Consider the following 13,623-nt stretch of genomic DNA (forward strand, 5'->3'; position numbering starts at 1 on the left):
CCTCAGTGATCGATCTCTTTGCGCAGCTGCTCCAGGCCGACGTCGTTGTCAGCGAAGACCTGCTGGAGATCGCTGAGTTGGCCGCGCTGCGCCCGCACGAAGCGGGTGAACGGCGCGTTGCGCTCGCGGATCTGGCCCAGCGACCGCTCGACCTCGCGCTCGAACTGCCGCTCCACGCTGCCGCGCAGCTGCTCGCGCAGCTCGCCCACCCGCTCGCGCAGGGCCTTCTTGGCCTGCCGCCGCTTCGCCGGCAGCAGCGCGAACCCGCCCGCCGCCACCAGCGTGGCCGCCAGGATGCCGGTCATGTCGAGCAGCGCGGTGTGGAAGAGCGCCACCAGCAGCGCGCCCAGCCCAACCGCGCCCACCTCGGCCAGGGCCGTCGCCGCCAGCGAGGCCCGCACCTCGTCCACCAGCAGCTGCGACTCGGCCTCCTTGTCGTAGGTGGCCACCACCTCGCTCGCCGCCCGCCCCACTGTGTCCAGCATGGTCTTGCGGTTGTAGTCGAAGGTGCCGCCCACATCGCCGATGATCCTCTGGCTGTGCTGCGAGGCCCGCCGCTTGATGTACTCGTCGTTGCTCTGCTGCAGGCGCAGGTTCTTCTCGATCATCCAGTCGATCAGCGTGTGCATCTTCTGGTCGATCTGCTGGCTGACCTCGCCGACCACCTCGCGCTCGAAGGCCGCCCGCAGCTTGTCGCCGTTCATCAGGTCGGGCAGGCGGGTGAGCCTGATGTGCTCCTCGAAGAACTGGTCGCCGCGCTCGACCAGTTCGCGCATGATCGCGTCGACCTCGTTCAGGTAGTACTGCACATCGTTCTTCAGGTCGTCGCGGTAGATGCTGATCTGCTGCTCAATATTCTCAATTGTCGCCAGATCCTCGCGCAGCGTCTCCAGGCGCACCTCCGTCACCTGGAGGTACTTGCGGGCTAGGCGCTGGGCCACGCCGAGCGGCGAGAGCAGCTTCAGGCGCACCCGGGCCTCCTCGTCCAGGTGGTCGATGATATACTCCTCGACGGCGCTGAAGCGGCTGCCGGCCCAGAGCGACTCGCCCTCGACGCCGCCGGTGCTGCGGGCGCGCACGGCCTCGCGCGCCGAGATCGGGAAGATGTCCGGGGTCACGCCCAGCAGGTCGCGGGCGTTCTCGCGGATGAAGCTGAGCACCTGGGTGAGCTCGTCGGGCGTGAGGATGTCGATCTTGTTGAGGATGATCACGATCTTCTTGCCCCACTCCTTGATCAGGGACAGGAAGCCGCGCTCGCTCTCGGTGAAGGGGCGGTCGGCCGAGGTGGCGAAGAGCACCAGGTCCGCCCGCGGGATGAAGTCGCGGGTCAGCTCCTCGTGGTGGCGGATCACCGCGTTGGTGCCGGGCGTGTCCACGATGCTCAGCTGCCGCAGCACCTCGGCGGGGTGGGTGTGGACGCGCAGCCCGTTCGGGCGCAGCTCGCTGCTCTGCTGCTCGCCGTGCTGGAGCAGGGTGATCGCGTCGGTGGTGGGGGTGACGCCCTCGGGGAGCACATGGTCGCCCAGCAGGGCGTTCAGGAAGCTCGACTTGCCCGCGTTGAACTCGCCGGCCACCACGATCAGGAACAGCTCCTCAAGGTGCTCAAGGACATCATTGAGCGTCCGGATGTCGCCGGGGTCGGCGTCGGCGCCGAAGCGCTCGAAGCCGTCGCGGAGCCGCTCGATGAGCGATCGCAGCTGCGTGAGCAGCTCCGCCTGCCGCTCGGTGATCAGCCGCTTGCGTTGGAACAAGCCGTTTGCGATCATAGTATTAAGCCTCGAAGAAAAAGATTAAGCCAATGTAATGAGATATGTGATCTAGAACACATGCATGGCCAGAAGAAGATGTTATACTCTCGACATCTCCTTCTCCTCTCTTCACAAGGGGTGGTGCCGCAAGGCACCACCCCTTGTGGATTCAGCCCGCAAACATGAAATCGTAATGCCCTACACGACGCCAGGCAGCAGAACTTGGTTCAGGACGATGCTGATGGCCACAAGCACGAGGGCCAGCCCGATCAGGGCGTAGATGAGAGCGGGCGCAAGCTCGCCCCACATCGCGGGCCAACGTCGCCGGGGGGGGCTCGGCAGCTCGATGCGCTGGCCGCGCCAGTAGGTGACGCGCCCGCCGCGCCCGCCGCGCCCGCCGCGCCCTGCGGATCGCCACCCCAGCGCCATCAGGTAGATGCCGCCGGCCCCCAGCGCGAGGGCCGTCACCGGCCAGGGCAGCGAGCGCCCGTTGGCCAGCAGAGCGACAAACAGAATGAGGGCGACCCATCGCCAGTCAAGCTGAAACCCACGCATTGGCAACTCCCAAAGATTGCACCTATCATACCATAGAGCCTCCCGCTTCGACGCCGGCGGCGCTGCGGCTGTTGCGCACGGCGGCGCAGCGGCACGCGTTTCTATCGGTGAGAGAGAGGGATAAAGCGACACGCCCGCCCCGCGAGCAGCGCTCCTCCAACGGCTCACACACCTGCGCGCGCGCGTCTGACAGCGTTGGGCGCAGAGCCGAGCGGCTGCAACCAGCGCCGGATGACATGCCGAGAAGTCAACCGATCTGCTCACGTTCCGAGGGTCGATCCTCGTCGCGGGTGGGAGGGGCGAAGGGAGGGGCTGGCGGGGCACAGACCACCGCTAGTGAGAGCAGTGGGCGTTCATCCTGATCGGGAACGAGTTGGCTATCGGCGCGATATGCAGCGCCGCCGTGACGAGCGGCAGCAGATCCTTGAAGTCGATCGGCTTGGCGACGTAATACCTGACGCCGAGATCACGCATCTTCGCGCGAAGGCCGGGGGTGTCATAGGCGGTGAGGACAAAGACCGGTGTCGTGGGGCGGAAGGCGTGCATGGCGCGCACAAGCGCGCTCGCGGAGCCGCTCCCAGCGCCGGGGTCGACGATCAGCAGCTCGACATCGCCGTGGGCGCAGGCGAGCCATGCCGCGTTTGGTGTGGGCGCAATGACAACCCCGTAGGACTCCCCCAGGAGCGCCTGAAGGCCGCGCTGTGTGATCAGCGCCGCTGCCGGGTCGTCGTCACATATCTGGATCTGCCTGTGTGGCATGGTCGTATCCTTAAATGCCAGTGGACAAATGGTGTCCTGGCATTATCGTACCAGCCCAAACAGGCGTCAGGAGGTGGGAGGCTGCAACTTTCTGTGACGAAGCGATAACCAGAAGCAAGGTTGCTCATAGCGCACACATCACTCATTCGTTGTCGGCAGAAGGATGCTGAACGTCGTGCCCTGGTTGCGCTCGCTCTCAACGAGGATCCTCCCGCCGTGCTGCGTGACAATATGGGCGCTGATGGCCAGGCCGAGGCCCGTCCCATTCGCCTTCGTTGTGTAGAAGGGCTCGAAGAGGTGTGGCCGATGCTCGGGGGGGATGCCCACGCCCGTGTCGCAGATATCGATCGCGATCGTCGTCGGGGACTCGCTGCGCGCCTGGAGGAGCCGGGTCTTCACCCGCAGGTCGCCGCCGTCGGGCATGGCGTCGCAGGCGTTGAGGATAATATTCAAGAACACCTGGCGCAGCTGGTCGGCGTGGGCGATGATCAGCGGGATCTCGTTACTCAGATCGGCGGCGGCGTTGATGCGGCTATGGCGCAGGTGGGTCTGCACAAGCTCCAGGGTCTCACGCAGCAGCGAGTTGGCATTCGTCGCGGCCAGCTCGGCCTTGGCGGGGCGGTAGAAGTCGCGCATGCGGGTGATGATGCGCGCGATCCGGCCGAGCTCCTGCTGGGCGATGGCGAGGAAGGTGCGCTCAGGAGCCTCCTCGGGGAGATCCTGCTCGACAAGGTAGAGGCTGTTGCGTGCGGCGTAGAGCGGGTTATTGATCTCGTGGGCCACCGAGGCGGAGAGCTCGCCGACGGCGGCCAGCTTGGCGCTCTGGAGGAGCTGCGCCTGCGCCGTGTTCAGGCGGGCCTCGGCCTCGGCGTGGAGCGTCTGGGTGAGCGTGAGGTCTCGCTCCAGCTCGGCGGCGCGGGTGCGCTGGTTCAGCTCATCGATCGCGACAGCGCACAGGTCGGCGAGCGCCTGGATGAAGGGCAGGTCGCGCGGGTGGTAGAGATGGGCGTTCACCCCGCCATAGATCACCAGAGAGCCGAAGCGCTGCCCCTCGACGCGTAGCGGCGCCAGCAGGGCGCTGTAGGGAGGCCAGTGCTCCATGCTCGCGCTCAGCGCCGCGATCTGCTCCTCGCTCATATCCTCCAGGGCGCTCTCGACCTGCGGGCCGACCAGAAGCATCGCCCGCGGCGAGAGGAAGGCCTTGCCCGAGAGACCCTCGCCGGGCCGGGTGAGGATGACGGCCGGGTTGTTAGAGGCGCGCAGCACCAGGGTGCTCTGGTCGGCGTCGATCAGAAACAGGTGGGCCGCGCTTGTCCCGGGGAAGAGGTGGACCGCCTCGCGCACCACCAGCTGCACGATCGTCTCCACGCCGCGGCTGATCAGCAGCGCGGCGCAGATCGAGAGGATGGCGCTGAGCCGCGCGTTCAGCTCAACCGCACGTGACATCTGAAGGGCGGCCTCGCGCTCGACGAGCGCGGTGTGCGTCTTCATCTCGGCGAGCGTGCGTTCCAGGACGGCGATGCGTTGCTGTAGCTGCTCTATCTCACCCATGGCGTGTCACCTATACAGAACCATACGAGCGGCGCACACATCACTTGATGCGACAGTATACCCCACATGTGTCGGCGCGCAGGGCATGTGCAACGTCGCTGGCGGCTGAAGCCGCGTCGCGGGGGCCTGCGCCGACCGCCCACCTTCGTGGGCGGATCCGGCGTCGGCCTGCGCCGACGCCTAGCGCAACGCGCCCCACCGGCGCGACTTCAGCCGCCATCCAGAGGGCGCTCAGGACGTTGCACATGCCCTATGTCGGCGCGGCAGCGCGTTGACACCGCAAAGCCGCACATGCTATGATGGCATAACGTACTGCGGCCAACTATAGAGCGTTTTTTTGCGGAGCGCAAACGACATGAGTGACTCTTCAAATATTCTTGTGGTTGACGACGAGCAGAATATTCGGCTCACGCTCAGCGCCCTGCTCCGACGTGCCGGTCACACGGTGACAACGGCATCGAGCGGCGAGGAGGCGGTGTCGCTCTTCAACTCCGAGTCGTTTGATCTGATGCTGGTTGATCTTCAGATGACTGGGATCAACGGGATCCAGGTGGTTGAGGCGCTGCGCGCCCGCGAGCTCAATACCGAGGTGATCGTCCTCACCGGCCACGGCTCCCTCGAGTCGGCCATCGAGGGCATCCACCACGGGATCTTCGACTATATGCTGAAGACGAGCGACCCCTCGCAGATTATTGATCGGGTCGCGGCGGCGCTGGCCGACCGGAGCCGGCGCCAGCGGCAGGCCTCGTTGATCAGCACGATCGGCCAGGCGGTGCAGGAGCTCTCGATCAATGCGCCCGCCGCACAGCCGGCGGACCCGGCCCCGGCGGGCGGCTCAGGATCGGGCGCGGCCGGCCACGACCGCGTGGTGATGATCGGGCAGCTCCAGATGGACACCTGGCACCAGACGGCATCGCTCGGCGAGCGCCTGCTGAACCTGACGCCCACCGAGTTTCGCCTGCTGCTCTGCCTCGCCGAGCACTCCGGCCAGATGCTCTCCTACACCCAGCTGGTGCGCTGCGCCCAGGGCTATGAGACGAGCGAGCTTGAGGCCGGCGAGCTGATCAAGCCCCATATCCACCACCTGCGCCAGAAGATCGAGCCCGACCCGAGCGCGCCGCGCTACCTGCTCAATGTCCGCGGCAAAGGGTACATCCTCCAGATTGACTCGTAGACAGGAGGGGCCTTCGGCCCGCCGGCCGCGCGCCGACGCTGGCTGGCGCGGAGCGATAGGCCCCCCTATGCGCGACGGGATTCTGGGCCTCGGCACTCGTGGCCGCCTCTCCCTGCTACCCGATGAGGATCTATGGCCAGCGAACTCCTCTTCTTCAACGGTGTGAACGCCAGCCGCGGGACCTACGGGCACCAGCCGCTCACCGTCGACCAGCTCGCCGCCCTCATCCGCGGCGATGACCCGAGCCCCGCCAGCCTCGACCCGGACAAGGCCCAGCTAGACGAGCTGAGGGAGCGCGCCCTCCAGGTGGCCGAGAGCGGCTTCCAGCTGAAGGAGGGCGTCGACGCGAAGGATCTCTCCCAGACGGGCTGGGGCGTGATCTTCGCCGACGGCCAGCAGTCGGCCGCGATCCGCGAGGCGCTGGGCGAGCTGCTGGCCTGGCGCAGCGCGCAGGCCGGCCCGCGCTACCGCGAGTGCAGCTACCTCCCCGGCGAGAGCAAGGCCGACTTCCTGCGCCGCCAGGGCGCCGCCACCTCTGGCCCGGTCGACCCCGACCTCTTCCCCTACTACCTGCTGATCGTCGGCGACCCCGAGCAGATCCCCTACCGCTTCCAGTACCAGATCGATGTGCAGTACGCCGTCGGCCGGATCCACTTCGACACGCTCGACGAGTACGCGCGCTACGCCCGCAGCGTGGTGGCCTCCGAGCGCGGCGATGTGAAGCTGTCGCGAAGGGCGGTCTTCTTCGGCGTGCGCAACGACGACGACGCGGCGACCACGCGCGCCGCCAGCGATCTGGTGCTGCCCCTCGCCGAGTCGATCCAGACGAACCCGCGCGCCAGAGACTGGTCGGTCGAGACGGTGGTCGGCGAGGCGGCCAGGAAGGCGCGGCTGAGCCAGCTCCTCGGCGGCGATGAGACGCCGGCCCTGCTCTTCACCGCAAGCCACGGGGTGGAGTTCGATAACGGCGACCCGCATCAGATCGCGCACCAGGGCGCCATCCTCTGCCAGGACTGGCCGGGGCCGCGGCGGTGGCGCGGGGCGATCCCGCCGGAGTTCTACCTGTCCGGCGATGACCTCGGCGCAGACGCCCGCCTGCTCGGCACCATCGCCTTCTGCTTCGCCTGCTTCGGCGCCGGCACCCCGCGCGACGATGACTTCCCGCACCAGAAGGGATTCTCGTCGGCGATCGCGCCCCACGCCTTTATCTCGCGGCTGCCGCAGCGCCTGCTCGGCCACCCCAACGGCGGCGCCCTCGCGGTGATCGGTCACGTCGAGCGGGCGTGGACCTTCTCGTTCAGCGATGCGCGCGGCGGGCGGCAGATCGAGACCTTCAAGAGCGCCCTGCGCCGCATGATGTTCGACGGCGCGCCGGTGGGCGGGGCGCTCGAGTTCTTTAACAACCGCTACGCCGAGCTGGCGACCGTGCTCACCGAGGATCTGGAGAACGCCCACAGGGGCATGTATGTAGACCCATACGATCTCTCCACGAGGTGGACGGAGCATAACGATGCGCGCAGCTATGTGGTGATCGGCGACCCGGCGGTGCGGCTGCCTCTGGCCGACCTCGGCGATGCGCCGCCCCCGGCCGGGCGGGCGACGATCCCGTCAGTGAGCGCACCGGCGGCGAGCGCCGCGCCGCCCCCGGCACAGACACCGGCGGCAGACACGCCCGCGCCCGCAGCCCCGAGCGCTCCAGGGGTCGGGGCGCCGGGCTGGGTGGTGCCGGCCCAGGCCGGCGGCGCGGGGGACAGCTTCGGCGGGCTCTTTGGCGGGGGCGATAAGGGCGGCGAGACGATGAAGAAGCTGGCCGAGTCGCTTCAGGAGTTCGCCGAGCAGCTCGGCGAGACCCTCAAGCGGGCGATCGAGGACGCCGCCCATCTGGAGGTGGAGACCTACGTGGCCGACGACCTGGCCAGCGTGGACTACCGCAGCGGCAACTTTGACGGCGCCCAGCTGCGCGCGGTGACACGCATGGGACTCGACGGGGACACTCAGGTGGTGGTGCCCCGGCGCGAGGGCCAGCTCGACGAGGAGCTGTGGGCCATCCACGTGAGCATGGTGCAGCAGGCCCAGACGAACCGCGCCGACATGATCCGCGCCATCGCCGGCGCCGCCGCCGGGCTCCTTGGGGCGTTAAAATGACGACGTAGGGCCGAAGCATTCGCCTTGGTCGCAAAGCGACCAAGGCGAATGCTTCGGCCCTACCAGACACCGTATGGCCATCTTCGAGGTGATCGAGCCGGTGGCGGGCGCGCCCGCGCCGCCCGGCCCGTGGACAACCCGCCCGGCCCCGCCCGCCTCCTTCAGCGCCGGCGCCGCCCCCGCGGCGGGCGCGCCGGTCTGGCGGGCGCGCCTGCCCGCCGACCCGCAGGCGGCGCGGGCGGCCCTGGACGACGCGGGGCGCGGCCTGCGCGCCCAGGGGGCCGCACTAGAGACGGCGGAGGGCCGCATGCGGCGGGTGGCTGGCGGCGGGGCCAGCTTCGCGGCGGGACGGACGCCGGCCCCCGAGCTTGAGCTGATGGGCCTGATCGGCGAGCTGCGGGCGGCCGAGAGCGGCGCGAGCAGCTTTGGCCTGCGCGAGACCGCCAGCGCCGGGTGGGGCGAGGCCGAGGCGAAGTTCCGCGCCTTCGCCGCGCAGATTCACGAGACCCTGACGAGTTACGCGGTGGTGGAGACGGAGTTTGGCCGGGCGCTGATCGGGCGCACCAGCGTGGGCTGGACGGGCGACGTGCGCTCGCTTCTGGCGGCCGGGCTGAGCCCCGATCAGGCCGACCTCCACCGCCGCACCCTGGCCCTGGCCCTGGAGTCGCGGGCGGCGCTGCTGCGCACCTTCACCACCGTGCTGCGCGGCGCGACGATCGTCGCCACGATGATCAGCTCCCCGGTGGGCGCCGTCACGGCGCTGCCGGCCGCCTGGAAGTTTGTCGATCAGCTGCTCAGCGATATGCGGGGCAGCTAAGCTGTACAGAGGAGCAACACCCCCATGCCAACCGAGCTTGAGAACTCGATCCGCTCCGCAGCCGAGAAGGTCGCCGCCTATATCGAGGACGCCTCCTCGATGGAGGTGAAGACCTTCTACGTGCTGACCAGTGCCTCCGCCATGCCTGATCTGGACAAAGAGCGCCCCGGCGCCTACACGATGGTCCAGCTCGACGGCGACAGCAAGACGGTGGTGCCGATGCGCGAGGGTCGCGACGGCGGCCTGGAGCTCGACGGGACGCTCTTTGAGATCCACGAGCGGAATGTGGCCACCGCCACCGAGTACCGCGCCCGCGTGCTAAACGCGCTGATCGGGCTGCTCCAGCAGCGGGGCGGCAGATAATGTAAGGGCGCAGCAGCGCCGCGCTGCTGCGCCCTTACGGAGGAGCTGGGATGCCAGAGAGAGATCTGCCGCCGCGCCTGCGCGAGATCGTCGAGGAGTTTCGCGCGAGCGACCGCGATGAGAAGCTGGAGCTGCTGCTGGAGTATGCCGACCGCCTGCCGCCTCTGCCCGAGTCGCTCCAGGGCCACCAGAACATGGAGCAGGTCCACGAGTGCATGAGCCCGGTCTTCGTCTATGCCGAGCGGGAGGGCGAGGGGGTGCGCTTCCACATGGATGTGCCTGCGGAGGCGCCGACCACCAGGGGCTACGCGTCGCTGCTGTCTGAGGGCCTGCGCGGCACCACGCCCGAGCAGGTGGCCGCCGTGTCGGCCGACTTCATCCAGGAGATGGGCCTGCACAAGGTGCTCAGTCCGCAGCGGCTCAACGGGGTCAGCGCCATCCTGGCCTATATGAAGCGCCAGGCCCTGCGGCTAGCCTAGAGGTGAGAATCAAAAGACGCCAGGGGATGCCTCAGCACACCCCTGGCGTCGCTTTCTCTACTTTAGGCAAGGCTCCAGAGCGCTTTATAGGGCAAGGCATCCCAATGCGCAACCCCTGCCACCTGCCACCTGCCGCCTGAAACCTTGTCTCAAGCGACCCGGGAGGCGAGCAGCTCGCGGGCCAGCGTGTCGAGCACGTAGGCCGGCCGGCGCGACTCACACAGGCCAAATCTCCGGATGAGCGAGCGGCGGTAGATGTGGAGTGATGGGCGGCAGTGTGCTCTGCGGCGCGAGTGCTGGCTGCGCGCAGGTCGCTCGGATCCGGGGAAGAAAAGTATCATGTGTGACCTCAATGGTACTGTTATCACAACTATCATAGCCTGGGCCGGCGCGCTGCGTCAATGAGACGAACTAGCGCATTTCCTTTGCATCTTTACGGTAATATGCTGTTCAATAGCAGTGTGAGCCAGTGAAGCGTAAGACAAGGTTTCAGGTTGCTTTACAGTTTGATGCCGTGAATGGCATTCTATTGTACCAAATCTGCAATCTGCAATCTGCAATCTGCAATCTTGTCTAAGGAGCCAGCGATGCCCGAGATGCATATCGACGGGGCCGCCGCGCCCGCCGCCGGCGGCGCCACCTTCGCCGTGATCAACCCCGCCACCGAGGAGCTGATCGACCACGCGCCGCACGCCGGCCCCGAGGACGCCCGCCTGGCCGTGGAGGCCGCCAACCGGGCCTCCCGCGAGTGGCGCCGCGCCGGCGCCCACGAGCGCGCCGAGGCCCTCCACGCCATCGCCCAGAAGATCCGCGCCCACACCGAGGATCTGGCGGCCCTGCTGACCCTGGAGGGCGGCAAGCCGACCAACGAGAACCGCGACGAGATGGCCTGGAGCGCCAGCTGCTTCGACTACTACGCCGAGCTCCAGCGCAACAGCCGCGGCCGGGTCATCCCCTCGGTCGAGCCATCGCAGCTGGCCATGGTGCTCAAGGAGCCCTACGGCGTGGTGGCCGCGATCGTCCCCTGGAACTACCCCATCCTGCTGATGTCATGGAAGGTCGCGCCCGCCCTGGCCGCCGGCAACACGGTGGTGCTCAAGCCCAGCGAGATGACGCCGCTCAGCGCGCTCATGTTCGCCGAGCGCTGCTGCGACCACCTGCCCCCCGGGGTGATCAACGTGATCACCGGCTACGGCGACGTCGGCCGCGAGCTGGTGGTCAGCCCGCACACGCATATGGTCGCCTTCACCGGCAGCTTCGCCACCGGCCGCGAGATCGCCCGCCTGGCCGCCGAGCGGGTCAAGCGCACCCACCTGGAGCTCGGCGGCAAGGACGCCTTCATCGTGGCCGATGACGCCGACCTGGACGTGGCCGTGCCCGGCGTGGCCTGGGCCGCCCTGCTCAACGCCGGGCAGGTCTGCACCTCCACCGAGCGGGTCTACGTGCAGGAGCGGATCGCGCGGCGGTTCACCGAGCGCCTGGTGGACTTCGTGCGCTCGCTGCGCCTCGGCCCCGGCAGCGAGCCGGGCGTCGACATCGGCCCGCTGGTGGGCGCGAAGTATCGCGCCAAGGTCGAGGAGCACGTCGAGGAGGCGCGCGCGCGCGGCGCCCAGATCCTCACCGGCGGGCGTCGGCCGCCCCAGCTGCCCCGCGGCTACTTCTACGAGCCGACCGTGCTCAGCGGCGTGGACCACAGCTACCGGATCATGCGCGAGGAGACGTTTGGGCCGACCATCCCGATCATGCCCTACGGCAGCTTCAACGAGGCGATCGCCCTCGCCAACGACAGCGACTACGGCCTGGGGGCCAACCTCTACACCAATGACCCGCGCAAGGTCAAGCAGTACTTCGAGGAGGTGAAGGCCGGCACGCTCTGGGTGAACGACCCGCTCACCGACAATGACGCCGGGCCATTCGGCGGCATGAAGCTCAGCGGCGGCTCGCGCGAGCTCGGCGAGGAGGGGCTGGAGGCATTCCTGGAGACGAAGCACGTCCACTGGGACTTTTCTATGGAGAAAAAGGCGTGGTGGTATCCATACTAACACCTGCGATCTTCAGGCGGATGGCGTCGAGCGTCAGATGACAGATCACGTCGGCGAAGCGGGCGGGTCGCTTGCCCCGACCCGCTTCGCCCTCATGGGTTAGCGTGATCTCGACACCGAGCAGGTCGATGAAGCGGCGCTTCTTCTCAGGCGTGAGCTGGGCGAGGTTGTCACGGATAGCACGTACCAGTTCGCACAGCTCATCGGCGCGATCTTGGGCTGTCGCCATCCCTGTAAGCCGCTGCTCCATCGTTTCAATCGCTGATCGGCAGCTCTCCCTCGCCTGATCAAGGTGCTGCTTCTGCGCCGCGATCTCTTCAAGGTTAAACACACCGGCTGTATACAGCTCGATGAGCTTGCTCGCTTGTGCATCGAGAATCTCCAGTTGCCGGGCGATGATATTGCGCTCGCCCAAGATACGATCGCGCTCGCTCTCAGCTTTGTCATCCAGCCCCTCGACGGCTGCGCGGATGCGATCCTCGCTCAATACCTCAGCGTCGATCCAAGTCCATATAATATCGTCGAGAGCCTCGCAGGGGAACTGAGGCAGGTTGCACTTGGGCGGGTAGGTGGTGTGCGTCGTCTTGATCCGATGACAGCGGTAATAGTGATGGATACCCCGCCCGCCCTGCGAGCCAGCACAGGCAGCCCCACACATACCACATTTGACGTGCCCGGTTAGCAAGTAGAACTTTGAGTTCATCTTACGGCCGACTTTGATGCGTGCATAGCGCTCCTCTCGTATATGCGCGACCGCTTCCCACTCAAGCGGATCGATGATTGGTGGAATACTGAAGATGAAGGAGTCCTTGCCATGCCGGCACAGTAGATCGCCCTTATAAGCAGGGTTGTGGAGCATGGCCCCAACTGTGTTGCCGCTCCACTCGCCCCGCTCACGCATCTTCACCTTCTTGATGTAGAAGCGCCGATCTGCGGGCGTTGGGATGCGCAGCTCACTAAGCCGCCCAACAATCTGTAAGGTGCCGTACCCTTCGAGATACCAGCCGTAGATCATCCGAATGATCGCGGCCTCCTCTTCATCGATCTCGATGTGAACGCGCTGATCGTCGGTGTAGCGATACCCAAAGGGCAGCTTATTCCCATGCCCCAGATCGCTCTCTAGCCGGCGGCGCATTCCGCGCTGCGTGCGCTCGCGGATCTTCAGCCGCTCATATTCGGCGAAGGCCGCCTCGATAGTCTCCATGAGTCCGCCTTCGGGCGAGTCCTGAGTGATGCCGCGCGCCACGGTATGCAGCTCAACCCCGGCAGTCTTTACCTCGTCCCGCAGCAGCATCGCATGGGCAACGCTGCGCGTCAGGCGATCCGAGCTGTAGACGATCACGGCATCAACGGCCTTCGCCCTTATCAGATCGCGCACCTTCGTTAAGCTGGGGCGCTCCAGGATTGCCCCGCTCATGACATCGGATACAGCCGCTACGACCGTGAGGCCCTGCTGCTCTGCATAGCGCCGGCTGGCAGCCTCCTGGCTCGGCAGGCTGTAGTTATCGGCCTGCTCATCACTCGACACTCGACTGTAGATAATCGCGCGCTTCATATATTTCCCCTGATGACAGTCAGGTGTTGCCGACGGCAGCACCTGACTGTGTTGCTCTTCCTACGCAGCGATGAGATGGGCAATAGCTTTGCTTCCGGCGCTCATCGTCAACACCTCGGGCTGGCGATGAGTGAGCACTTTGTAGGCGTGCTCATCGAGCCGGAGCTGACCGGCGCTCTCGGTGGGCGCATAACCGATCTATACACCGTCGTAGTACAGGGCGAAGTCGCGCGTCTCGGGGTCGAAGGCAATGTGCTTGCCGGTCTGTGGTATCCTGTGTCTTGCCATAGAAGTCACTCCTTCTGTGGTTTCTACGCCGCTTCGGTCTGTCCACCGGGGCGGCGTTGCTTTGTGTAATAGAGACATTATATCATATTTAGACTATTTTGTCTACTTAGACTATTGTAGTAATTTCAGATATCTGGTACAATCGCA

General features: G+C 66.5%; 11 protein-coding genes. 6 read left to right on the forward strand and 5 right to left on the reverse strand.

Annotated elements, in window-relative coordinates; genetic code table 11:
- Window positions 1–2: 2 nt before the first annotated feature.
- The 4 genes from K2Z83_RS19050 to K2Z83_RS19065 form a co-directional block, all read right to left on the reverse strand.
- Entirely contained in the window at window positions 3–1,766 is a 1,764-nt protein-coding gene (locus K2Z83_RS19050) for a dynamin family protein (RefSeq protein WP_220596778.1), read from the reverse strand.
- Window positions 1,767–1,946: 180 nt separating this feature from the next.
- Window positions 1,947–2,303 (reverse strand): hypothetical protein, encoded by a 357-nt coding sequence (locus tag K2Z83_RS19055; RefSeq protein ID WP_220596779.1) that lies wholly within the window; start codon window positions 2,301–2,303, stop codon window positions 1,947–1,949.
- A 333-nt stretch (window positions 2,304–2,636) separates the two neighbouring features.
- On the reverse strand, window positions 2,637–3,062 hold the full coding sequence (locus K2Z83_RS19060) for a response regulator (RefSeq protein ID WP_220596780.1): 426 nt from the start codon (window positions 3,060–3,062) through the stop codon (window positions 2,637–2,639).
- A 138-nt stretch (window positions 3,063–3,200) separates the two neighbouring features.
- On the reverse strand, window positions 3,201–4,613 hold the full coding sequence (locus K2Z83_RS19065; RefSeq protein WP_220596781.1) for a sensor histidine kinase: 1,413 nt from the start codon (window positions 4,611–4,613) through the stop codon (window positions 3,201–3,203).
- 355 nt (window positions 4,614–4,968) lie between these two features.
- Between K2Z83_RS19065 and K2Z83_RS19070 the strand changes: the two genes are divergently transcribed.
- The 6 genes from K2Z83_RS19070 (at window position 4,969) to K2Z83_RS19095 (ending at window position 11,633) form a co-directional block, all read left to right on the forward strand.
- Window positions 4,969–5,787 carry a response regulator transcription factor gene (locus K2Z83_RS19070; protein WP_220596782.1) on the forward strand — a complete coding sequence of 273 codons (819 nt, stop codon included), beginning with the start codon at window positions 4,969–4,971 and terminating at the stop codon, window positions 5,785–5,787.
- Window positions 5,788–5,919: 132 nt separating this feature from the next.
- Complete coding sequence (locus K2Z83_RS19075) at window positions 5,920–7,932, forward strand: hypothetical protein (protein WP_220596783.1); 2,013 nt, start codon at window positions 5,920–5,922, stop codon at window positions 7,930–7,932.
- 73 nt (window positions 7,933–8,005) lie between these two features.
- Window positions 8,006–8,749, forward strand: a complete 744-nt coding sequence (locus K2Z83_RS19080) for a hypothetical protein (protein WP_220596784.1) — start codon at window positions 8,006–8,008, stop codon at window positions 8,747–8,749.
- A gap of 24 nt (window positions 8,750–8,773) precedes the next feature.
- Window positions 8,774–9,112, forward strand: a complete 339-nt coding sequence (locus K2Z83_RS19085; RefSeq protein ID WP_220596785.1) for a hypothetical protein — start codon at window positions 8,774–8,776, stop codon at window positions 9,110–9,112.
- Window positions 9,113–9,162: 50 nt separating this feature from the next.
- Complete coding sequence (locus K2Z83_RS19090) at window positions 9,163–9,591, forward strand: SufE family protein (protein WP_220596786.1); 429 nt, start codon at window positions 9,163–9,165, stop codon at window positions 9,589–9,591.
- 518 nt (window positions 9,592–10,109) lie between these two features.
- Window positions 10,110–11,633, forward strand: a complete 1,524-nt coding sequence (locus K2Z83_RS19095; RefSeq protein WP_255604265.1) for an aldehyde dehydrogenase — start codon at window positions 10,110–10,112, stop codon at window positions 11,631–11,633.
- On the opposite strand, the gene K2Z83_RS19100 is transcribed toward K2Z83_RS19095, so the two are convergent.
- Window positions 11,599–13,188: a recombinase family protein gene (locus tag K2Z83_RS19100; protein WP_220596787.1), complete on the reverse strand. Its 1,590-nt coding sequence runs from the start codon at window positions 13,186–13,188 to the stop codon at window positions 11,599–11,601. The genes K2Z83_RS19095 and K2Z83_RS19100 overlap by 35 nt on opposite strands.
- Window positions 13,189–13,623: the final 435 nt, after the last annotated feature.

The sequence above is a fragment of the Oscillochloris sp. ZM17-4 genome (assembly GCF_019599295.1).
Lineage (GTDB): Bacteria > Chloroflexota > Chloroflexia > Chloroflexales > Chloroflexaceae > Oscillochloris.